Genomic DNA, 21,608 nt, shown 5'->3' with positions numbered 1-21,608 from the left:
CAACGGCATATACAGCCCCAGCGCCTCCCCGGCCTCCCTGTCATAAAGCTGGCTCATCCAATCGGCAGGAAAACTCGCCAACCGGGTGGGATCCCGGACCAGGGCAGCGGATGTGGATTGGCTATGCGTATCTTTTCATCTTCAAGATGTGTATAAACTGTAAGCTGTATCACCTTGCTTATGTACACCTACTGGGGACATAAAAGTCCCGCCAATTCAATACCATACGCTGCCCCCGCTTGAGGCCCCTCCTTAGAAACGAGCTTTTTCCTGCCGGTTGGATGCGCCAGCTCCATGAAGGGATAGCCGAAAACCTCTCGGAGAACATCCATGTCCTTTCAAAAACGCTCAAAGCGGACCTTAGAAATTCTTGGTGGGAAACGGCCCTGAAAATGGAGAGATTTTTGGATTCCGAATCCAAAAATCAGCTGACCCAGCGCGAGAAATCATCGGATTTCTCGTGATGTGTCAGTGGTGCTCCATTTTCAGGGCTGTTTCCCGCCTAGAATTTCTTAGGTCCGCGGCCGCGTTTTTGAAAGGACATGGATGTTCTCCGGGAGGTTTTCGGCTATCCCTTTATGGAGCGTCCCCCATCCGCGCCGAAACTAAAGCTCGTCGCTAAATCCCGATTTCTTATAGTTCCAGCTTCATATCCCCAAATTTGATCCATTTTCGTTTCCGCATGAATTCGGATATGCCCAGCGTCACAAATGCCGGAAGCAGGATCTGTATTACAAGTATTTTAATCAATACCATCATGGGGGGTTCCGTCTGTGCCATCACCTGCCAAGTCATGATCTGTCCCACAAGCCCTGCTGTTCCCATTCCCGATCCGGTTGCGTTGTTCGTCATATGCAGTACCATAGTCCCCACCGGCCCGAGCACCGCGCTGGATAATATGGCCGGCAGCCAGATAATTGGCTTCCTGACGATATTAGGTACTTGCAGCATAGAGGTTCCAATGCCCTGTGCGAGGAGTCCGCCGATCTTATTCTCCCTGTAGCTTGCTACGGCAAAACCAACCATGTTGCAGCAGCAGCCTATCGTAGCTGCACCTGCTGCCAAGCCCGAAAGATTCAGTATAATTCCTAATGCTGCAGAGCTGATCGGCAGAGTCAGGATCATCCCCATAAGCACGGATACTACGATGCCCATAAGAAATGGCTGCTGCTCAGTCCCCCAGTTAATCAGTGATCCCAGCCAGTTCATAAACCTGGATATCGGGGGTCCCAGAAGCAGTCCCACTGCCGAACCTGTCCCAATACACACCAGCGGGGTCAGTATAATATCCAGTTTGGTCTTTCCGGAAATCAGAATCCCAAATTCAATCGCTATGTAAGCCGCAACAAAAGCTCCCAGAGGCTCGCCCGGTCCTGCAAAGACCATGGCGCCGTCCTGTATCACTTGCCCGGCCAGAAGTTTTCCTGCAAAAGCGCCCGCCATACCAGCTGTAGCAGCCGATACCGTCACCAGCTGGCCGGCTTCCAGTTTCCTGGCCACACCAACGCCAATCCCGGCTCCCGTCAAAGCAGCCGCCACCTTCCCTACCGCATAAACCAGGTCTCCCGCAGTCCCGCCCATAAAAGTGCCGATCTGCTGGATAATTGTTCCAATAATTAAAGTAGCAAACAGCCCCTGAGCCATCCCGCTGAGCCCGTCTATGAAAATCCTGTCAAGCAGCTTCTTCATCCTATAATCCCTCCTGCACATACACTTGTCTTGTCACTCCCCGCTATTCTACCACAGATCCCCCCTCTCGTCCAGAACCTCTGCCAATACAACTTAACACATCTTAGCCGTGTCATTCTCTGTTGTAACAGTTCAGACAGGCCTGAACTGTTACACATCCAGTCAATTGTAATTCACCTGCGGCGAAGGGATGCTGTACTCCAGCAGCGCAGATTTAGCACGGTTCGAAATAAAGACAGAATGAGGGGCATATCGTTTAATAGACGGTATGCCTGTTTTGTTAGCTTGTATTCTAATGTTCGACACAACTTGGGGTTTAATAATTATTTTGATAGTAAAACTGTTCTCCACGTTTCCATGTTGTTAAATCAAGCAGTGTAAATCTTATTTCTTTCCCAGCGTTATATCTCCATATAAAACAATCCGTGTTGATTGCAGTACCAAAGCAATCTCCCGTGTGCGAAAATAGGAATACGCACTTGTAGCCCCCATTCAGGGTATTGCTTTTTAATCATGATACTGTCTCCTGTCAGCAGAGCTACAAATGCAATATGGTGTTCCCGTTCCATTGCATGGCTGGAAGTGATATAAAAATCATTTTCAACCATTTCTACATTTAACTTATCATCATCATTTGCTTTTTGGGGCTGTAATGATTTCATTTTCTTCCCGCAGCAAGATATGTTGGTATCTGTCATTGCGGTAATCATGTTCCCGCAGGCAGGACAGATATAAAAGTGCATTTTTTTCATATTACCTCCCAGAATCTCGTTAGCATTTAGTTCACCGGATAGCAGTTTTTCTAAATCAACATTAAAGATTTTTGATAACGAGGGCAGTAAGGACAATTCTGGGCAGCCTAATCCTCTTTCCCATTTACTAACTGCTTTATCGCTTATATTCATCTGATCAGCTAATTGTAATTGAGTCATATGATTTTCTTTTCTTAGCTGATAAATCAATTTTCCGATTTTCACATTGTCCATTGTTATATCCTCCCCTGTATACAAGTATAAAACTTTCCAATCTATTTACAATAAACGCTCCGTAGAGTTTATCATATTTTCTCTTATATTGTACTACTTTGAGGCTTTCGGGCAAACTAAATAATATAGGAGGCGGGGGATTTTGCGCCCTAAGATAAGAAGGATTAGAAAAAGCAAAAGAAATCCTATGGTAAATCAGATGCTAAAAACACTGAATTCCATAGGATTTGCTTATTCTTTGATAAGGAGCTTAAAAATCGGTATTATCCGACACCCCCTCATGAACTCATTCTCCGATAAACTGAAGAAATTTGGCGATCCGTTCATTTTCTTTTCTCACTACGGAAAAGAAGTTTTCTGCAGTTTCATCTGCAGCCGCGATTCCTTTATCCATGAAGATGATTCTGCTTGCAACATGTCTGGCAAACTGCATTTCATGCGTGACACATAACATGCATACCCCTTCCCCCGCAAGCGTCTCGAGTATCTTGAGCACCTCGCTGGTCATCTCCGGATCCAGTGCGGACGTTACCTCATCCAGAAGAAGCGCCTTTGGATTCATCATCAGCGCCCTTGCTATGGCAATTCTTTGCTGTTCACCGCCGGAAAGTTCATTGTGCATGGCTTGTGCTTTAGATTCCAGGCCTACCTTTTTCAGGTAAAAATTGGCTTTCTCCTCTGCTTCCTTTTTGTTCATCTTCAAGAGTTTCACCGGACTCATGGTCAGGTTCTGCATGACATTTAAATGTGGAAACAGCACAGTTTTCTGGAAGACCATTCCGCAGTCCAGACGTATCTGCCGCAGATTCTTTTTTTCTTTTACCGACAGCCCGTTTACAATGATGTCCCCGCTGTCAATCGTCTCTAAAGCGTTAATGCACCTCAAAAGTGTGCTTTTGCCCGTGCCGCTGGGACCGAGCAGGACGGTTACGCCCTCCTGGTTAAAATCAACGCTAAAGTCTTTTAAGACGGTCAGGTCACCAAAACTTTTGGTAACATTCTTTACTTCAATCATAGACATCTTTTCTGTCACCTCTCTTATCCTGATAGCAATACTGTTCTAATAGTGGAACGATAATTTCTTCTCCAGACTCTTTGCCAGTCTGGACAGCGGACTGGATATCACGTAATAGATCAGAAATACAATTCCATAGATCAGGAACGGCTTTAACGTACGAAGAGCCAGATTCTGTCCCAGTTTTGTAAGATCCATGATTCCTATCAGTGCAACTAATGAAGAACACTGTAATTGTGATATATAAAGTGTTATAGCCTGAGGCACAAGAAGTCTCAGCGCCTGTCTGGATATCACGCTTATAAAAGTTGATGTTCTGCTGTGCCCCAGAGCCAGGCCTGCCTCCCACTGTCCCTCCGGAATTGCAGACACACTGTTGTGAACCAGAACGGCCATAAACGCGGCCGTATTCAAAGACAACGCCAGAATTGCGGCCGGAAACGGATCCAGCATGATCCCTCCGATCATCGGCAGACCATAAAAAATAAGAAACAGCTGTGTAACCAGAGGTGAATTCCGCAGAGGCTCAATCACAATCAACGGCAAGGCCTTTACTACTTTATTCTTGGAGCACCGGATCAATCCAAGAATCACTCCCACGATGGTTCCGATCAGCAGGGACATTAATGTGATATATAAGGTAACTCCCGCAGCCCGAAGGAACTGCATGGCATCATTGCCGGTCAGATTTGCATAATCATAAAATGACATTTCAGTCCCTCCTTATAATACAATACGGATTTTTTTGTCGATGAACTTCGCAATAAAGGAGATGATATATGTAAAAACACAATAACATAGCAATATCATCAGATAAATCTCGAAGGGTCTCGAGGTCCTGCCAACAATAATTTTGGCCGCTCCCATAGTCTCTACTACCGTAATGGAGAAGCAGACTGAAGAAGTCAGAACCAGATTAATAAAGTTATTCACAAGTGACTTAAAGGCGAGCCTGAAAGAAATTGGAAGCACAAAATACCAGAGTGTCTGCATTTTTGTATACCCAAGAGCCTCGGAACATTCGAAGTATTCTTTCTTAACAGCCAAAAGACCGGCCCTGATGATTTCGCAATTCTGGGCACTTGTGTTGATCCCCAGAGCAATGATAGCCGTGACCATCGCATCCGTCTGGATTCCAAGCGCCGGAAGTCCATAGAAAAAGAAGAAGAGCTGAACCAGAAACGGCGTATTCCGGAGAATATCCACATATACCGTTGCAAAGATACGCAAAATACGGCTCTTTGACTGTTTAAACAGTGCCATTACCGTTCCCAGCACGAGCCCGATCACAAGGCACCAGGCCACGATAATCACCGTCATCTTCATCCCGTCCAGCAGCATATCCCCATATACATTGAGAAAATTAAAGTTTAACTTATACATTTTAAGCACCCTCACCTCCTCATCCTATTGATGAAAGGATGCCCGCCCTGTCAAGACGGGCATTCGACATATATCTTATGTTATTACCACAGATAATTTAACTCTGCCGGTTTGGTTCCCCACCAATTCTCATAAGTATCAGCCTGCCATCCAGAACTGATCTGCCATGATACAAACATGTCCAGATATCGGGCAAATTCTATATCACCTTTTCTGCATGCTGCGCAGATAGGATCTGATGTATACATTTTCTCCTGTGCCTCCAGCTTATCGTTCTGGGATGCCGCATATTCTACTACCGTATTATCTTCGAAAGCCGCATCCGCTTTTCCCTGTTCAACCTGAAGTACAGAATCTGTAAAATTATCTACATAAAGAATGTTCGCCTCGGGAGCATTCTCTGTCACCAGTGCCTCACCGGTAGAGCCTCTGTTTACTGATACCGTTACATCCGGGCTGTTCAGATCTTCCAGTGTGTGCAGATCTGATCCTGCCGCTGTCAGCATCTTTATTCCGGCACGGAGATATGGGATAGAGAAATCGACAGACTGTGCGCGTTCCAGATTGCCCGTTACATTCGCAAACAGGACGTCTACACGTCCGGATGTTAATGCCGGAAGCCTGGTTTCTGCATCTACATTTACAATCTCCACTTCGACCCCAAGCACCTCTCCAAGGCGGTTGGCCCAATCAACGTCATATCCCATTTCTTTTCCGCTGTCATCAGTGAAGCCGATTGGCGCTCCGTTTAAAGAACATCCTACAACGATTTTCCCTTTTTCTAAAATAGAATCCAGAGTTGCGCTTCCGCTGCCGCCTGCTTCCCCTGCTGCCGCCGGATCATTGGATTTTCCCGATTCTTTTTTAGATGAGCTGCATCCGGCAGCCAAACCAGCGATTAATCCAATTGTTAACATCACTGCTATAACCTTTTTTGTTCTCTTTTTCATGACTTCTCCTCCATTCTTTTGCGGTCTTTGGTTTCACTAAATCTTTTACTTTTGAATCCACTGAGGACTATCGGTCAGCTTTCTGGCTCCTGCCTCCGTGATCAGATACCCGTCTTCCATCCTCATTCCTGATACATCCGCCTCGAAAAGCGGGATGTCGATCGAAATCACCATATCCTTTTCGATGACAGTGCTGCTGGATGGACCGAAAATAGGTGGTTCAAACTCAATCACGCCAACACTGTGAAGCCCGGAGTACATAAAGTTTTTCTCATATCCCGCCTCCTTCATCACCTGTCTTCCCATCTCCTCAACACGGCTTCCAATGTTTCCCGGAACCAGATTCTCTGCGCACAGGTTCTGCGCCCTGATCATCGCCTTTACTGCTTTCTCAGCCTTTTCCCCCGGGTTCCCCACCAGCACAGTTCTTCCGCAGGCTCCGTGATATCCCTCATATCTGGGAGCGAGTGTAATCACCACAATATCATTTTCTTCGATCACCCTCGTTGTCGTCCGGGCGAGAACATGAGCCGCATTGGGGCCTGATGAGACAATCGGGTCGATTCCATAACCCTCACATCCCATTTTCCGCATAACATACTCCGCTTCCGCTGCAATCTTCCTTTCTGTTATTCCCGGCCTCACCGCTGCAATCGCTGCCTGCATTCCAGCGTTGGCTATCTCATATGCCCTGCATATGACAGCGATTTCGCTTTGAGATTTTATGCCTCTTAAAGGTGCCAGAAGCTGGTCCGTGTCCACCAGTTCTGCATCAGGATAAGCCCGCAGTAAGGCTTCATATAATTCTGCCCCCATATATACCTTTGCTGCCAATCCAATCCTTTCAGGTTCTTTTCCTGCATACTGCCGGATAATCTCCTTCAGCGTTTCTACCTTTGAAAACGGATAATCCTCATCCTCCGCCGCCAATTCGGCCAGCACCTTGATCTCCCTGACAGCTGCTCTCTCTCCTGCATATCCGTCAGTCTCCGGCCCGGTTAAGATAAGGGGCTCTCTGTCTGGTACAAACATGACCAGTACCGGCTCAAAATGTGTCTGAAAATCTGTATAGTATCTTGCATATGCATTGCCATAGGTAGCTCTGTCATCACTGTATGCCAGAATAATATCCAATTTCCGTTCCCGCATAACAGCCTGTACTTTTTCCCATCTTTGCGGGTATTCTGTCCTCGGAATCCTGATTAACTCATCCTGCATGTTGCATCTCCTTTTCGCTTTCTCTTTGTACTGTATTATTCTCTACTTATTCCTTAAACAGCTTAAAAACTGCTTTCCGATACCCCACCATTTCCTTATTATCATTGACGACCGCTGCCGGATACAGCTCCTTAAGCTGCTCCGCCACCTCCTGATTGTCATAGTCAAGCTCTTCAAACACCCTCAGAACCGCGGCTGCAAATTCATCATGGCTGCCATCCATGATCTTCACAACGACTCCTACGCCAAGCGAACGGATTCCCAGTGCGTATACTCCCATCGCGCCGCTTTTTCCCAGCAGGTCGCCGCTGGATGCCAGTACCGAACATACAATGTCTTTTCCCGCGATCATATGGGGATATTGATGAATCATATTTATGTTTTTGATCACTGCCGTCTGCAGTACCAGATCCTGAATCAGTTCCGGACATACAAGCCGCAGATAGGAGGTCGCTATTGAGTGGAACGGCACGGCATATACCGGAACACCGCAGCCATCGACGCCTGTCCTTATGTCTTTTGCTGCCACATCCGTCATCATGGATATAATCCTCAGGATTTCCTGCTGAGTCCGGCTGTCCCGTCTCCAGTAACCGGATACCTCCTCCCCCAGCTCTCTCGCCAGCAGCATCATGCCCAAATGCTTTCCGGAACAATTGTGGTATACTTTACGGGGCGGCATATGATTCTCAATCAGACGGTTCCTCTCTGAGAGCCGGTTTGGATATGTTGGCAGCATAATCATCTGCTCTTCCTTCAGTCCGGTCTTTTGCATGATTGATTCCAATACTCTTACATGCTCTTCATCGCCCCAGTGAGATCCTGAGAACAGTGCTGTCTCTTCCTCTGTAAGGCCATACTTCTGATCCAGTCCATGAATCAAAACCGGCAGTGACTGAATCGGTTTTGAAGCACTCCTGTAAAAACAGGTCCAGTCAGTATCCCCCACTGCTGCCGTAATTCCGTCTTTGTCTACCACACAGGCAGCTCCGTGATGGACACACTCTAAAATATCCTCCCTGTATTCTTCAAACAGTACTTTCGTATTCACTTTTCACTCCTTTCGATATTATCATTTTCTCTTTTTTTACATTTTTAAATTTAAAGTCAAATAAAAGTATGATACAATGGATAACACCAATAGGTCTGAGAAAAAACTGTTAATTGTGCACAATATTCATTCTTTTTTTTAATTTTTTTTATCCATTTCCTTTAATTATACTCATATTGCCCGGGATGTCATTATTTTATCTTGTACAAAAATATCACTATCTTGGCTTAGAGGAGGAATTTTGAATGATTAACAAGACAAATCAAAAAGCGCAGAATCTCGTTGACTTTCCGCAGTATCAGGCTACTTTGGCTGAAACACAGACCGGAGCTCCCTTTATTCAGTACAATCTTGATGTCACCCCCGATTCACAATGGTTCATAGCACACACAAACCCGAAAGCCAGGGCGCGACTGCCTTACGTGCAGGAGGTCGGGGAATTCGTAACGGGAAAAAATTACATGACAACCCGGCAGGGCTTACAATCTTATCTTCTAAAAATCACGCTGGATGGACAAGGCTATATCAACTTCGACGGGAAGCATTATACACTTTCCCCCGGACAATTTTTCTGGATCGACTGCCGAAAGCTGAACTATTATGCCATCGATCCGGACATCCCGCACTGGAATGTGATCTGGATGCATTTCTGGGGAAACTCGACGCATGACTATTACGATAGTTTCATGGAGCTGAATAACAACAGCCCTATCGGAACCATGAGAAACAGCGATGCCGTTCAGCTGCTTCGGAAATTAATCGGATACTACAGCACATACATCTACAGTGATTACCAGACCGACATTAAAGCCGCGTCCATCATCACCACGCTAATGACCTGCTGCATGGAATCTGCCATACACGACAAAACAATGTCGCTCAAGAAGCAGCCTCCCAAATTTGTTCCGCGGGCTCAGGAGTATATTACAGAACATTTTAACGAACGGATTACCCTGGACTCTCTTGCAGAAGAATTTTACGTCAACAAATTTTATCTGCAGAAACAGTTCCGGCTCTATGTCGGAAGCACCCCGGGTGAATTCCAGCGCAGTATCCGGATCGACAAGGCCAAAGAGCTGCTGCGTGTCACCACAATGTCCATCAATGACATATCGGAACACTTAGGCTTCGAAAGCGTCGGATATTTTATCCGCTGCTTTAAGAAAGAAGACGGGAAGACGCCGCTGCAATACCGGCGGGAGTGGGGAGTATAAAAAAGAATCCGGCAGGAGCACACTGCCTCATAAGCAGAAAACATGCCGCCACGTCTGTGGCCGGACGCCGAATTACCTTTTTTGTTTCCGGTATCGGTATTACCGCTCAAATGCAAAAGAGGCTGACGCACTAAATAGTGCTTCAGCCTCTTTTTCATCCACATATTGCGGCAATGCATTTTCAAACATATTCTAGCGCAGGAACACGCCTTTTTTCATGATTAGTTCATCGTCCAGGTACAAATCGGGTTCCAGGATGATTCCATCCATATGGCAGTCCGCCTTATTGGTTCCGCCAAATGAAGTATTGCTTCCGAAAGCAATATGAACAGTTCCATACACTTTCTCATCCTCCAAAATATTTCCGCAGAGGACGGCGGCATGATTTGTTCCTATCCCCAGTTCCGCTGTTATGCCGTTTTCAGGTTTTGCAAACAGGATCTGCAATGTCCCGCTGTCTCCTTCCAGACTTTTCAGCCGGCCCTTTTCGATGGTTACGGTCAATGGCTCCTCAAGTATTCCCATTGCTTCCATTGAGCCGTCGATGACCATGCTTCCGTTCACACCGTCTTCCAACGGGGCGATGTATGCCTCTCCTGAGGGAAGATTGCCCGCCTCGCCGGGATTGCGGTAAACCCCTGTACTGGGTACACCGTTTCTTCCCTTCAGATTTAGTGTCAGAACATGTCCGTCCTTTTCGATCCTGGCCATGGATGCCTCTGTTAGCATCTGGGCATACCGCTTCGTATCAGCCTCTACCTTCCGAAAATCCGCAGTCATCGCCCCTTTTGAAAACATTTCCTCTGTGATCCCCGGCATAGTGCCGATTCTCGCACCGGCTTTTGCCGCGCCGATCCTGGCATTGGTGTGTGTCATGGAATGCTCTGTAATGCAGATTACCACATCCGATGCACACATGGCCGCTGCTATGGCGGCAGGCGGCTCTTCTCCGGAAACGCTCCGATTCTTCATGCACATAAAAAGTGCCTCGCAGTTCATACCTAAAGCGGTCTCATACACCTGGTATCCCAGATCATACTTATCCAGATCCGCGACCACCAGCACCTGCTCGCCCTCTTTTACATCCATACAGGCCATAAGGAGATTCTCTGCGCTTTCCCTGATATCCATCTCCGTTTTTCCCGTCTTCATTTCAGTTTCCTTCTTTCTGCTGCATTTTTTAACAGTTATTCTGCTTGCTTCAATCCACGCTGGATAATTTCAAAGTGTACGGCTGCAGCTTACTTATTCATGTTTATTCCCGGCCGTCTCCCAAAGTCTGCAGTTTCTTCATAGATCCGTATAGTTTCTGAATACGCGCAAATTCCTCTTCATCATAAAATCTGCACTGTTTTCTTCCATATGACTTCGCTGCCTCAATTACAAACCGGGTCGTCATTTCCACATCCGCACCATGGGTGGCTCCAGTACCGCATCCCGGTACCGCGGTCTCCGTCGTAATTGCAACACCAACCACAGGAACATCCGTGGCAACAGCCGGCTGAAGCACGCTGTTGAGGTGATAGAGGTCATTTCCGTAAGGTGTGATGTCCTGTGTGGTAATTGGAAATACATAAGGTGCTTTTCCCGTCGTTATCTCCACAATGTCCAGCAGATCCTCGCTGATTCTAAGGATATACCCCTCCTTAACGGTCGGAGATATTGCAAATCCCTTATGGTTAATCACTCGGTTTCCCTTGGTCGTGTCGACTGTCAGAATCGCATCCATATCCTCTGTAATCTCTTCGTCATTGCACTGCTGCATGCTGACCGGTGAATCCATGAAGTCCACCGGTTCATGCGGTTCCGTCGGTGCATCCGCACATACGTGTGTCACGAGAACCACATCTCCCTCCAGCGTATCCCCCTTTTTCTGCATATCCAGAAGCTTGGCTGCCGCGGTAAGTACGGTCAGTGCGCCGTCACCGTCAGACACGAAACCAATCCGTTCGGGACGCGCGCCAAGGCCGCCCAGCCTGCCGATAATTCCCAGGGTCGGCGCATCGCCGCCGCTTCTTTTTCCATTGCTTCCATGGACACATACCTTTACCACATCCGTTTTCCCCTTGTCTCCGTAAATTGGATATGCCTCCACATCCGCATCCTTCTGGATGCTTCTTAAGTATTCCTCTACTCTCCTGCCGTCGGCATTGATATCATCCAGAATATCATAGAGTTCCAGCATCTGCTTAAAAACCATTTTCTCATCCTCGCAATTTCTTATATTGTTTCTTCACATTGATTTGTGAAATCTTCTGTTATATAATTTGTTAAAACACACCCGGAGGTTTTTCATTATGAGCGTTATTACTGTGTCTGACGTTCTGCACCTGCCCTCTCTGTCCGGCGCCAGGATTAAAGCCGGTACGGACGGCCTGGACAGACAGGTAGAATATGTCAGTGTTTTTGATAATTACATCAGCGAACTGGACTTTGCATCGCTTGACACCAAATCCAGGAATTCCTTTTTTATGACAGCTTTCTATCACGGCAAGGACGATCCCCAGTACATCCTCTATGCCCTGAAGTATTTTCATGCCATTCATACCGCAGCGCTCTGCATTATTGACGAAAATATGGACGAACTGCCCGAAGAAGCTTATGCCTATGCCAATCAGTGCGGACTGCCTATATTATTTATCGACAAGGATGTCCCTTATTCCATTATTATTTCCGAGATAACGGAACAGCTGCTCTTTTACAAAAACCTGAACAGCCAGGAGGAGATTCTTGCCCAGCTGGCTGACAGGGAGCTGTCTGACAATAGAAAAGCGATGCTTATCCAGCGTCTGAATCCTTACTTTGCCAAAAATGTATTATGTTTTTACTGCCGCGTGGAAGCAGGCATGCCCCTGCCCCGTCCGGCTCTGGCCGAAAAATTCAGCCGGGACGTTTTGTTTTTTGCTGCGGGATACCGGGGAGGCATTTTGATTATCCGCTCTTTTAAGGATAATTCGCCCCATGCGATTGATAAATATATCTCACAGACTGCGGCCGCCATCTTTGAAAGCTATCCCGAATGTATGGCTGGTATCAGCAGCTGCTGTCCTCTTTACAGCCTGGGGGATGCCATTTCACAGGCGTACCATGCCGCTTCCTCCTGCCCGTACCAGCCAGGCAAAGTCATATATTTCCGGGCTCTTGGAGTACTGCGCCTCTTTTTAAAGCTGGAAGGCCACCCTGCCATAGATGAATTTTATCTGGAGACAGCGCAGCCTATTTTAGAGTATGATGAAAGATACCATTCTCATCTGATGCATACCATTCACGATTTTATTGAGAACGATATGGACTATACCAAAACAAGCAAGGCGCTCTTTGTCCATGAAAACACCATACGCTATCGGATCAACAAGGTAAAAAATATGATTCCCTACGGGCAGAGCGATACCGATTTTCTCCAGACTCTTTACATACTGTATATCATACGTAAGTTAAAGGATTATTAACGCAGCTGCGCTATTTGGACTTGAATGCCCCCAGCATGGAGTTGGCAAAATCATGCAGCGCACATCCAACCAGGGAGCCCGCGCCAAGAATCATCAGGATATCATCGTTTTTCGGATTCTTCTTAATTACAATAATACGGATGATAGTGGCAATGATGACGGTCAATCCATATATGGTTCCGCCCACCAGGATACCGGTGGCAAACAGGATTCCAACCTGGTGGTTTCCTCCTGCGATCTGAATGACGGCCCCCGGAATTGCCCAGATCGCCAGCCATTTCAATACCTCAATTGATGAACCCGCTTCAATCGTGGAGGCATATGTAGCGTTAATCGGCGGGAACAGCCCCTGTGAGAAGTATGTTTTTGCAAAGATAGCAACAATGACAAATGCCACTGCAAAACCAAGCAGCTCTGAAAAATACTGCTGTTTTCTGCCTGCCTTCTCAAACTCCGGATTTTTTCCGCTTCCTCTCAGTATATAGCCCGCTTTCAGGTCATTACCCATATCAGAGAAACACGGTCCTGTTGCCGCGGTAAAACCTGCCAGTACTGCCAGAGGGAGCTTCGGAAAACCGATCAGCATACCCAGAATTAAAAAGATGAGAGCCGTGGCAAATCCGGGAAACCATCCGGAATACATGGCGGAAACCCCTACGATCAGCTCGGATACAAGCGCCGCTACCGCTGCAAATAGTATCCATAAGATAAACATGCCCGGCTTCATCTCATACCACAGCCCCGATACAATTGCCAGTCCCAGGGCAATTACCAGATATGCGATAAATCCTTTTCCAAGAGCACTCCGCATATCTTTGATCGAAGTTCCGAACTGGCCTGCCGCCGAAGTTTCTTTATCCACTTTCTTAAACAGCATTCTGCCGCACTGGACCAGGGATATGATACCTGCCCCAATCATGATTCCATGCCCCATATAATTCAAAGCAACATGATCTGCCGCAACAAACCCTTTTCCAAAAATATCCTGTGCAATGACAAAATCATGTCCGAACACGGTAAATGCAAACGCATTGCTTTCAATAATTCCCACGATCAGGGCGCCTACACCGAATGCTCCGATAGCCAGTACGCTTCCCACCCATGCAACGCCGAATAAATCCATGGGTATTCCGGCCATAGCCCCTGCCCATCCGGCAACAGCGCCGATCACAAGCAGCCCGGCACGTTTTCCCTTTCTGACAGTCGCAAGAATCGTCTCAGCCGTGGCGATTCCAGGAGGCCACGGTGCATCGGCAGGAAACATCGGCGATCCGAATGACTTGTATAAAATTGTAGCATCTACAATCGTTGCAAGTGTAACACCGATCAGCATCGGATACATGAATTCCGTGTATCCCATAATATAAGGAACACCGATCGTCAGCAGCATACAGTTTGCCGCCGAGAATGTTGCCCCTGATGTCGATGTCTGTACCAGATTCTGGCAATGGATATTCTTAAATTTTTTCAAAAACCGGATGGGTATCTGACTGATCAGAACTGCAAGCAGCGCTCCCACCACAGAAGTATCCGGGGCCACCCCCGTATGTGTCAATACCTGCATCCCTACGATAGCTCCCAGCACACTGGCTATGACGGCTATTATAAAAATGCCCGGTTCCATTAATTTTGGCATTTCTTTGGAGTACTGTTCCAGTATCTCTTCGGAGCTGCCATTTTCTCTGTTGTCACTCATTATTCTCTCCTTTCCCTTTTGCACGATTTACACCGGATAGCGTGTAAACATAGTAATAATTATACAATTTTTCTTATTTTTATGCTTTGTTGATTTCTACAATAATTTGATATTTATTTTTGTAGGATTCAGGAATTGACGATTTTTTCATACGGCTTATGATGTAAGTATACCCAAAGGGCACCCCGTAACACATGCCCTGCGGGCGGTTACGCAGCGTTTGGCTGTCCAAAATACAAATTAAAATAAAAGGAGCAACACCTATGATATTTGACAAAGAATCCATACAGGATCTGCTGATCGGCAGCCTTCTGCTCGGAGGCGGTGGCGGAGGCTGCCCCAAAGAGGGGGCGGAACGCGCACTATCTGCACTGAAACTTGGAAACGTAGAATTGATTACTATTGAAGAATTAAAAGAGCGAAGCAGTGACGGCTGTATCGTCACGATTTCCGGAGTTGGTTCTCCTGCTTCGGACACTGCATATTATTCAGACGATGTATATCCCAGGATTCTGGAGCTGCTGGGCACACAGTCCGAAACCCCGATTGCAGGATTTATTTCCTGTGAACTGGGGGCTTCCTCCTCGTTTGAACCATTTATCCCCGCCGCGCTCTCAGGGCTTCCCATCATCGACGCGCCCTGTGACGGCCGCGCACACCCGCTCGGAGTCATGGGCTCTCTTGGCCTGGAGAACTCCGGACAGACCGTCATCCAGGCTGCAGCAGGCGGAAGACCGGAAAATAAAACATATACCGAATTAACAGTAAAAGGTACTGTCGAGAATACAGCCTCACTGGTTAGAAATGCGGCTCATCTGGCAGGAGGAGCAGTCGCCGTAGCGCGCAACCCCGTTTCCATCCCCTACCTGGAAACTCACGCCGCAGCCGGCGCGTACGCCCAGGCTATAAAGCTGGGCCGCGCGTACCGCACCGCTGCTTCACCCGCCCTGGCCATAGAAGCCGCCCTTTGCCAGTTAAACGGCAGAATCCTCTGTACCGGAACCGTAGAAAACTGTACCCTCGAAACCCGCAATGCCCTGGATTACGGAACCTTCCGTATCTCCACTGCCTCTATTCCTTGCCAGATTGGTTTCTGCAACGAATATATGTACGCAGCCATCGGTGGGGAACGGCTTGCCGTCTTCCCCGACCTCATCACAACAATTGAAACCAACACAGGCAGAATCATCGCCTCCGCAGACATACAAGAGGGAATGGAACTGACCGTAATCAGCGCACCCAGAAGTGAGCTTAAGCTTGGTGCGGGACTGTTAAACAAACAGAACTATCTTCCATTAGAGGGGGTTTTGGGGGAGTGAGTTTTTTTTAGAAGGGGGCGCTGTGCGGAAGTGGAAGATGCCTCTCCTGGATGCGGTATTAGGGCATAAGCGCCGCTAATCAAAATCGGAACCGGCATGGTGAACACCGCGGACACTTGCGAGAATTCTGATGAATTCTCACTGCGGGTCTGCTTGCTTCCAGGCCTTGTGGGCCTGGAAGCAGTTCACATGCCGGTTCCGATTTTGATGAAGCGGCGCTAATGCCCTAAAAGACGCATCCAGGAGAGGCATCTTCCACTTCCGCACAGCTGGTCTCATCCAAACTGTAGTAAAACCACTCTCCACGGGGGAACATTGGCGGGAGCAGCGGATTGAATCGAACTGGTGATACGTTGATTGTGCCAGGAAATTTTTGTATATATGGAACAGTTATCATAATTTGAATGTAAACTGTGACAATATGAGTTTTGTATTGTAGCCGAGATCCACACAAGACTTTATTACTACACCTTAATATTATGATCCGCAATTTACATCTTATCTTTCCCCGTTTTATCCCCTCCCGTGCAGCGTTCTCCTGCCGCCGGCCGCAGCGCAGCCTGAGGAAATCGGGATGTTTTGATGCTGTCCGGGAAGGCTTATGCTGATTTTGGAAGCCTCTAGCGGGTCGTAGAATTGCTTACTGCGAAAAAGCCGCATCTTATGGAGGATAATTGATCTCCAAATCAATTATCCAGAGCGTCTGAGCTTAGAAAGCATCGGCTTTCTAAGTGAATACGCTCGGTTCCATAAGATGCGGCTTTTTCGCAGTTAGCAATTCTAGACTAAGCGGCCGGTTTCCAAAATCAGCATAAGCCTCCCCGGACAGCATCAAAACATCCCGATTTTCTCAGGCGGCCCCCCCTTAAGCCTCCACTACAAAGACATCTTTGCCAAGTCCGCACCAGGGGCACACCCAGTCGTCCGGCAGGTCTTCGAATGCTGTTCCTGGCTCGATCCCGCTATCCGGGTCTCCCTCCTCCGGATCATATACGTAGCCGCATGGTTCACACACATATCTTTTCATCTGAAATTCCTCCTCTATTTATTTAACATCATAGTATCATAATACTTCTATAAGTATTTTCTTCCAGCACCAGTTTTATACCCCGATTCATTACCCTTTCCAAAAACCCCCGTAAAATAAAGCAAAATGTTACTATTCACGGCCTATGAGCTGTGCATAGTAACAGTAAAATCTTAACATTTACATCCCATCTTCCAAATGCTATACTAATAGTTATCCAAAAAAGAAAGAGGTCAAACTATGTTCCGTCTATGGGGAAAAGAAATTAAAGACAATAAAATGCTCCGCGACACTGTCATCTGCGACGAGACAGATGACACCCGCACCCACAAAATTTTCAACGCTCTCGACGCTATCTGCTACGAATTCGATCTAAGCAAGCCCATCTGGCTGGACACCACAATAGCCGAATTCAAACGCCACGCCAAAACCCGCTTCTACCAGGACAACTTCGTAGACTCCATAGATTTCGACTACCTCGAAATCCAAATCATCGAAGAAGATTAGTTCTGTTTAACAGCAAGTTAATTATTATTCGAGGTAACTAGATTCTCCCCTCTAGCCACTCCGCCTCAAAAGAATCCCCTCCGCCCTCCCGTCACCCGCCAGGATGCAGGATGCACCCAGCGGTATGTTCCCGCCAGGCGGCAGAAGCAGCGTGAAACGGATATAAGAGGTTCTGGCAACATTGGATCCGCTGTTAGCAGGAGTTAAGGAAAAAAGAAGGAAAAACGGGGTAAAACTTGTAATTCCGAATTACAAGTTTTCCTGGCCCCAGCGCGTGAAGCCATCAAGGCTTCACGTGATGTGGCCGGGTCGCCCCGGTTTTCCTTCTTTTTTCATTTACTCCTGTTTACAGCCGCTCCTGTTGCAAGAACCTCTTATATCCGTTTCACGCTGCTTCTGGCACCTGGCGGGGACATACCGCGCCCCCTTCTACTCATTGCGGATAGCCGCCAGGGGACTCAGCCTCATTGCTCTCAGCGCCGGGAAGTATCCTGCCGCCATCCCCACGAACACCGCGAACACCAGAGAAGCCATTACCAGCCACGGCGGGATATAAGAAATATTTCCGTCAAGTCCCATGGCGCTTCCATTACCCGTAAGGAAGTTTATAACAAAAGACATAATAAAGCTGAGTATATTACCTGCTACACCTCCGATAAAGCCGATAAATGCAGCCTCCAGCAAGAACATCTGCTTAATATTCCTGAGTCCGCATCCCAGAACTTTTATAACACCAATTTCTTTTGTCCTCTCATAAATGGACATCATCATTGTATTAGCAATTCCGATGGCAGCAACCAGAAGGGAAACTGCACCGATTCCTCCAAGCACTGCCTGAACCATAGCAAACTGTTTTTTCATGCTTTCCATATATTCTGCATTCGTTGTTACCTGGAATCCCATGTTTCTGATAACGGATGACAATGCATCCACATCGTCGATATCTTCCGCCTGCACTGCCGCAGAGGAATACACGAACTGTTTATACGGCTTGCCTGACTTGGTACTTGGCTGTCCGGGTATCACGCGTCCCCTGAATTCACGTTTGAGCAGATCTTCCAGCTTATTGATGTCGCAGTAGACATAGTAATAATTAGCATTGTAACTTTCCATATCTCCCGCCACAACACCGCTTGCCTTTACCACATGCTTTTTCGGAGGAAGCTTGGAAGTCTGGGAACCGCTTCCGCCATTTTCTCCCCCGCCGGATGCGCCCATACTGTTGTTCTGGCTCTGAAAATATCCGTCCTGATCCAGAATCAGGAACATCTGGTCATTTGCCAGGTCAACGTCCGGTACTTTTCCTGTTTCCCAGTACCCCTTCCCGGTTGACTTTTCATAGAATGAGGTCAGCACACCATTTCCAAATACCAGTTCCAGACTGGAACTGTTTGGGTCCGGAAGCCTTCCGCCCTCAGCAAGTTCGATATTCTGCTTTTCCAGAGCTTCAGGGGTCATTCCCTTCAGCTGCAGGTAACCCATATACTTTCCCTTCAGCGCAATTGCGCTGAGTTCCAGTACTGGATCTGCACTCTTTACATGTTCCAGCTGCCTCAGCTGCTGGATTACATCGTCAGTTATATACTTATTAGGTTCCTCCTGATCGCCAGAGCTTCCCCCCATGCTGACATACATCCCGCCTTCGCTCTGTTTTCCGGTTACAGTCAGGCTCGTCATGCCTCCCGACTGCTCCACCTCACGGTACATCGACTCCTGCATTCCGAGCCCAAGCGATATCATAACTACGATGGATGCTGTTCCGATCACGACTCCCAGGATGGTCAGAAAAGTACGCAGTTTTCTGCGTTTGAGGTTGCCACTACTCATCCTCAGTAAATCGATCCACCTCATCCACCAAGTCCTCCTCTTCTACAGACTCCTTCTTTTTCTTTCTTTTCTTCATGACTATGATAATAACTATGACCGCTGCAACGACCACTACAGCGATTATGGCAGGTACCAGCGGAAACCCTTTCTCTTCCGGCATCTCTGCCATTGTTGTTATATCCATCGGCGCCTGTTCCGGGGTGATCTGCAGTGAAAATTCCTTTTCGACTGTAGAGGCCTTTCCCGCATCATCTTCGTAGGAAACAATCATCTTGAACTTCTGGTTACCCGCTGTTTCCTGCATGGCGGTCACGATTCCGTCTATTGAGCCGGTTGCTCCGGAATCTACATTTCCTACGAATACTTCTTTTGCTTCAATTCCTTCCCCTTCAAACTTCACTTTTACATTGTACAGCTTAATTCGTCCTGTATTATAAAGGCTGCATGTAATATTGGCCTCTTCTCCAACTGCCACTGCCTCCGGTGCAATTTCCAGCTCACTGAATTCAAATCTTGCCGCCTGTTTCACTGGAATAGCCAGACTGGAAGAGCTTTCATACTGTGTTGCGCTGCTGTCCTCGTATTTCATGGACATGGATATACTGTACGGTTTTTGTACCAGATCTGCCCTGGCGTTCAGGTCAATAGAAATGTCCTGGGTTCCGCCTGCCGGAATACTGTCCAGATAAATCGTGCTGGATCCGGAGGATGGCAGAAATGCCGGCGCCTCCGCAGCTCCCTCTGTCCCTGAGGACGGCGCCTGCAGGTCAAACAGCATATTGGATACCGCTGTTCTTGTAGATGTATTTTTCAGATGTACAATCAGCTTGAAATCGCTTCCGGCATTTACAGCGCCTGGATCTGTATTAAAACCTGTTACAATAACACGCGGAACGGAATTATTTCCGGAAGGTGCTTCACCACCGCCTCCTCCGCTTGTAATCACAGGTTCATTATTAGAAATACCACCGTTGTCCTGAGGCTCCTCCGGGGTATTCGGCTCTTCCGGGGTATTCGGTTCCTCCGGAGTATTCGGATCCTCCGCCGGTTTCTTCTTTTCCAGTGTTTTTACGTAAACATACTTTGTTGTCTCATACTGCTGTTTTCCATCATTGCAGGTAATCTGAAACGTAAGTTTGTAATTCTTTTCGCCGGCATCTGCACGTACGGTCAGATTATCCAGTTTTGTTTCCACGGTCTCCCCCACTGGGATATCTACTGGAGGAAATTCATTATTCAAATTTTTTATCTCAAAAGGCCATGCAGAAGCATCATCAATAATGGGCGCTATTTTAACATTCTTCGCATCCGCTGTGCCCTCGTTCTTAAGTTGTATCAGCAGTTCCTGCTTTTTGTCCCCTTCCGTATAAACCGGGGTTTCCTGTGATTTACCAATTGACAATACTATATCCGGTATCGGTCCGGTCTCATCTGCCGCCCGTACCCCAACCGGCAGTATCATAGCAGCCATCAGCGCAAGACTCATTGCGATTCCTGCAGTTTTCTTAAACAGTTTCATGTTCCTTGTCCTCCCTCTTTTTACGGTTGTCTTCTATTTTTACGATCTTCCCATCGATTATATGGAAAATTCTGTCTGCATATGTAGCCAGATGGTTGTCATGCGTTACCATAACCAGCGTTTTCTTCTGCTCCCTGACTACCCTCTGCATTAAGGTCATAACCTCTTCCGACGTATGCGAATCCAGATTGCCGGTTGGCTCGTCGGCAAAGATTATCTTTGGATCCACAACCAGCGCGCGGGCGACGCCAACTCTCTGCTGCTGACCTCCTGACATCTGGTTCGGCAGATGCCTCTTATGCTTTTTCAGATTCACCAGGTCCAGCATCTTGTCAGCCTTCTTCAGGCGGCTCGCCCGTCCCTCTCCACGGAAGCTCAGCGGTAATGCAACATTCTCAAGTGCATTCATCGTTCCGATCAGATGGAATGACTGGAAAATGAATCCGACGTTTTCACGCCTGAACTTTACAAGGCCGTCCTCATTCAGCGTCTCCATGTGCTGTCCACCGATTATAACTTCACCTTTGGTTGGCTTTTCCAGTCCGGCAAGCATATTCAGAAGAGTGGATTTGCCTGAGCCGGAGGTCCCTACAATCGCGCAGAATTCACCTTCATATATCTCAAAGTCCACACCGTTGAGAGCACGTACCACAGAATCGCCTACACGGTACAGTTTGTATAAGTTTTTAATCTCGATGACCTTATCCACAGTGCCCCTCCTTTATCCCAATATTTTCAACTTACATCATACTTATGAA

At 47.4% G+C, this 21,608-nt stretch carries 19 protein-coding genes; 4 read left to right on the top strand and 15 right to left on the bottom strand.

From position 1 onward, the window contains the following. Window positions 1-633: 633 nt before the first annotated feature. The 8 genes from GKG43_RS11725 to GKG43_RS11690 form a co-directional block, all read right to left on the bottom strand. Entirely contained in the window at window positions 634-1,689 is a 1,056-nt protein-coding gene (locus tag GKG43_RS11725) for a PTS sugar transporter subunit IIC (protein WP_055154937.1), read from the bottom strand. Window positions 1,690-2,090: 401 nt separating this feature from the next. Continuing rightward, window positions 2,091-2,675: a helix-turn-helix domain-containing protein gene (locus GKG43_RS11720; protein ID WP_050640160.1), complete on the bottom strand. Its 585-nt coding sequence runs from the start codon at window positions 2,673-2,675 to the stop codon at window positions 2,091-2,093. Between the two features lie 286 nt (window positions 2,676-2,961). Then, a complete protein-coding gene (locus tag GKG43_RS11715; RefSeq protein WP_129879123.1) occupies window positions 2,962-3,696 on the bottom strand; it encodes an amino acid ABC transporter ATP-binding protein in 735 nt (244 codons plus the stop codon). Window positions 3,697-3,735: 39 nt separating this feature from the next. After that, window positions 3,736-4,401, bottom strand: a complete 666-nt coding sequence (locus tag GKG43_RS11710; RefSeq protein WP_050640161.1) for an amino acid ABC transporter permease — start codon at window positions 4,399-4,401, stop codon at window positions 3,736-3,738. Window positions 4,402-4,413: 12 nt separating this feature from the next. After that, complete coding sequence (locus GKG43_RS11705) at window positions 4,414-5,073, bottom strand: amino acid ABC transporter permease (protein WP_050640162.1); 660 nt, start codon at window positions 5,071-5,073, stop codon at window positions 4,414-4,416. 83 nt (window positions 5,074-5,156) lie between these two features. Further along, window positions 5,157-6,023: a transporter substrate-binding domain-containing protein gene (locus GKG43_RS11700; RefSeq protein WP_050640163.1), complete on the bottom strand. Its 867-nt coding sequence runs from the start codon at window positions 6,021-6,023 to the stop codon at window positions 5,157-5,159. 45 nt (window positions 6,024-6,068) lie between these two features. Next, window positions 6,069-7,241, bottom strand: a complete 1,173-nt coding sequence (locus GKG43_RS11695; RefSeq protein WP_050640164.1) for a Xaa-Pro peptidase family protein — start codon at window positions 7,239-7,241, stop codon at window positions 6,069-6,071. A 46-nt stretch (window positions 7,242-7,287) separates the two neighbouring features. Further along, entirely contained in the window at window positions 7,288-8,292 is a 1,005-nt protein-coding gene (locus tag GKG43_RS11690; protein ID WP_055154936.1) for an asparaginase, read from the bottom strand. A 245-nt stretch (window positions 8,293-8,537) separates the two neighbouring features. Here GKG43_RS11690 and GKG43_RS11685 point away from each other — a divergent pair, with 245 nt between their 5' ends. After that, window positions 8,538-9,506: an AraC family transcriptional regulator gene (locus GKG43_RS11685; protein WP_050640166.1), complete on the top strand. Its 969-nt coding sequence runs from the start codon at window positions 8,538-8,540 to the stop codon at window positions 9,504-9,506. Between the two features lie 192 nt (window positions 9,507-9,698). On the opposite strand, the gene GKG43_RS11680 is transcribed toward GKG43_RS11685, so the two are convergent. Then, window positions 9,699-10,658, bottom strand: coding sequence for an aminopeptidase (locus GKG43_RS11680; RefSeq protein ID WP_242843829.1), 960 nt, complete (start codon window positions 10,656-10,658; stop codon window positions 9,699-9,701). A 103-nt stretch (window positions 10,659-10,761) separates the two neighbouring features. Then, window positions 10,762-11,706 (bottom strand): DUF1177 domain-containing protein, encoded by a 945-nt coding sequence (locus tag GKG43_RS11675; protein WP_055154935.1) that lies wholly within the window; start codon window positions 11,704-11,706, stop codon window positions 10,762-10,764. Window positions 11,707-11,803: 97 nt separating this feature from the next. Between GKG43_RS11675 and GKG43_RS11670 the strand changes: the two genes are divergently transcribed. Further along, on the top strand, window positions 11,804-12,955 hold the full coding sequence (locus GKG43_RS11670; RefSeq protein ID WP_050640168.1) for a PucR family transcriptional regulator: 1,152 nt from the start codon (window positions 11,804-11,806) through the stop codon (window positions 12,953-12,955). A gap of 10 nt (window positions 12,956-12,965) precedes the next feature. Here the strand turns inward: GKG43_RS11670 and GKG43_RS11665 are convergent, their stop codons facing one another. Next, window positions 12,966-14,651: an OPT/YSL family transporter gene (locus GKG43_RS11665; protein WP_050640169.1), complete on the bottom strand. Its 1,686-nt coding sequence runs from the start codon at window positions 14,649-14,651 to the stop codon at window positions 12,966-12,968. Window positions 14,652-14,914: 263 nt separating this feature from the next. Between GKG43_RS11665 and GKG43_RS11660 the strand changes: the two genes are divergently transcribed. Then, on the top strand, window positions 14,915-15,970 hold the full coding sequence (locus tag GKG43_RS11660; RefSeq protein ID WP_173020101.1) for a DUF917 family protein: 1,056 nt from the start codon (window positions 14,915-14,917) through the stop codon (window positions 15,968-15,970). Between the two features lie 865 nt (window positions 15,971-16,835). On the opposite strand, the gene rd is transcribed toward GKG43_RS11660, so the two are convergent. Beyond that, entirely contained in the window at window positions 16,836-16,997 is a 162-nt protein-coding gene (gene rd / locus GKG43_RS11655) for a rubredoxin (RefSeq protein WP_025656450.1), read from the bottom strand. Between the two features lie 240 nt (window positions 16,998-17,237). Between rd and GKG43_RS11650 the strand changes: the two genes are divergently transcribed. Beyond that, window positions 17,238-17,504: a hypothetical protein gene (locus GKG43_RS11650; RefSeq protein WP_055154933.1), complete on the top strand. Its 267-nt coding sequence runs from the start codon at window positions 17,238-17,240 to the stop codon at window positions 17,502-17,504. 429 nt (window positions 17,505-17,933) lie between these two features. On the opposite strand, the gene GKG43_RS11645 is transcribed toward GKG43_RS11650, so the two are convergent. Genes GKG43_RS11645 through GKG43_RS11635 form a run of 3 tightly spaced genes read right to left on the bottom strand, consistent with a single transcriptional unit; the run spans window position 17,934 to window position 21,559 of the window. After that, the gene (locus GKG43_RS11645; RefSeq protein ID WP_055154932.1) at window positions 17,934-19,355 is read right to left on the bottom strand and encodes an ABC transporter permease; all 1,422 of its coding nucleotides are present in this window, start codon (window positions 19,353-19,355) and stop codon (window positions 17,934-17,936) included. Further along, window positions 19,324-20,850, bottom strand: a complete 1,527-nt coding sequence (locus GKG43_RS11640; RefSeq protein WP_050640172.1) for a hypothetical protein — start codon at window positions 20,848-20,850, stop codon at window positions 19,324-19,326. The genes GKG43_RS11645 and GKG43_RS11640 overlap by 32 nt, the downstream gene beginning before the upstream one ends. Next, entirely contained in the window at window positions 20,837-21,559 is a 723-nt protein-coding gene (locus tag GKG43_RS11635) for an ABC transporter ATP-binding protein (protein ID WP_050640173.1), read from the bottom strand. Before GKG43_RS11635 ends, GKG43_RS11640 begins: the two co-directional genes overlap by 14 nt. Window positions 21,560-21,608: the final 49 nt, after the last annotated feature.

Origin of the sequence: Eubacterium sp. BIOML-A2 (genome assembly GCF_009680135.1) — a bacterium.
Classification (GTDB): Bacteria; Bacillota; Clostridia; order Lachnospirales; family Lachnospiraceae; genus Faecalicatena; species Faecalicatena contortus_B.
Note: the sequence above shows the minus strand (reverse complement) of the source record. Positions and strands in the feature narration are given on the sequence as shown.

Bases quoted from the DNA above. Each gene is read 5' to 3' on its own strand.
- GKG43_RS11725 (WP_055154937.1), bottom strand. From the start codon at position 1,689: ATGAAGAAGCTGCTTGACAGGATTTTCATAGACGGGCTCAGCGGGATG.
- GKG43_RS11720 (WP_050640160.1), bottom strand. From the start codon at position 2,675: ATGGACAATGTGAAAATCGGAAAATTGATTTATCAGCTAAGAAAAGAA.
- GKG43_RS11715 (WP_129879123.1), bottom strand. From the start codon at position 3,696: ATGTCTATGATTGAAGTAAAGAATGTTACCAAAAGTTTTGGTGACCTG.
- GKG43_RS11710 (WP_050640161.1), bottom strand. From the start codon at position 4,401: ATGTCATTTTATGATTATGCAAATCTGACCGGCAATGATGCCATGCAG.
- GKG43_RS11705 (WP_050640162.1), bottom strand. From the start codon at position 5,073: ATGTATAAGTTAAACTTTAATTTTCTCAATGTATATGGGGATATGCTG.
- GKG43_RS11700 (WP_050640163.1), bottom strand. From the start codon at position 6,023: ATGAAAAAGAGAACAAAAAAGGTTATAGCAGTGATGTTAACAATTGGA.
- GKG43_RS11695 (WP_050640164.1), bottom strand. From the start codon at position 7,241: ATGCAGGATGAGTTAATCAGGATTCCGAGGACAGAATACCCGCAAAGA.
- GKG43_RS11685 (WP_050640166.1), top strand. From the start codon at position 8,538: ATGATTAACAAGACAAATCAAAAAGCGCAGAATCTCGTTGACTTTCCG.
- GKG43_RS11680 (WP_242843829.1), bottom strand. From the start codon at position 10,658: ATGAAGACGGGAAAAACGGAGATGGATATCAGGGAAAGCGCAGAGAAT.
- GKG43_RS11675 (WP_055154935.1), bottom strand. From the start codon at position 11,706: ATGGTTTTTAAGCAGATGCTGGAACTCTATGATATTCTGGATGATATC.
- GKG43_RS11670 (WP_050640168.1), top strand. From the start codon at position 11,804: ATGAGCGTTATTACTGTGTCTGACGTTCTGCACCTGCCCTCTCTGTCC.
- GKG43_RS11665 (WP_050640169.1), bottom strand. From the start codon at position 14,651: ATGAGTGACAACAGAGAAAATGGCAGCTCCGAAGAGATACTGGAACAG.
- GKG43_RS11660 (WP_173020101.1), top strand. From the start codon at position 14,915: ATGATATTTGACAAAGAATCCATACAGGATCTGCTGATCGGCAGCCTT.
- rd (WP_025656450.1), bottom strand. From the start codon at position 16,997: ATGAAAAGATATGTGTGTGAACCATGCGGCTACGTATATGATCCGGAG.
- GKG43_RS11650 (WP_055154933.1), top strand. From the start codon at position 17,238: ATGTTCCGTCTATGGGGAAAAGAAATTAAAGACAATAAAATGCTCCGC.
- GKG43_RS11645 (WP_055154932.1), bottom strand. From the start codon at position 19,355: ATGAGGTGGATCGATTTACTGAGGATGAGTAGTGGCAACCTCAAACGC.
- GKG43_RS11640 (WP_050640172.1), bottom strand. From the start codon at position 20,850: ATGAAACTGTTTAAGAAAACTGCAGGAATCGCAATGAGTCTTGCGCTG.